Raw genomic sequence first — 369 nt, 5'->3', positions numbered from 1 at the left:
ACGCCGCTGGTAAACACATTTTTGCTTTAGAGCAAGAACAAAAGAAACTGGCAAAATCCCTGATTGAGAATCCTAAGCTCGGTGAATTGGTTCGCGACATGACCGAAAAAGTAACTCCCGCACTTAAAAATCAGGCGCAAAAAAGCTGGGAAGAGGCCTTAAAACTTGCCGATGAAGGACCTGCCGATCCTAAAGAGGCAAGAAAGTGGAAAATTGAACAACACGCGAAAGCAAGACCTACGCTTAAAAAGAAAGATCTTATTGCCATGTATTGCCGTGCCGATGTGGCCTACAGCATGGAAAAAACAGGGCTATCTGCTGAAAAGGTAAAGCAATTACACGATTTAATCCACAAAGCGCTCTTCCAAG

The 369-nt window shown here is 43.9% G+C and carries 1 protein-coding gene; it reads left to right on the top strand.

Translation table 11 applies throughout. The annotated features are described in order from the left end of the window. The coding region (locus Lbru_RS17380; RefSeq protein WP_162262412.1) for a hypothetical protein at positions 1-369 on the top strand (369 nt) is incomplete at both ends.

Origin of the sequence: Legionella brunensis (genome assembly GCF_001467025.1) — a bacterium.
In the GTDB taxonomy this organism is placed as follows: Bacteria; Pseudomonadota; Gammaproteobacteria; order Legionellales; family Legionellaceae; genus Tatlockia; species Tatlockia brunensis.
The sequence above is the reverse complement of the archived record's forward strand: the minus strand, read 5'-3'. Positions and strand labels throughout refer to the sequence as shown.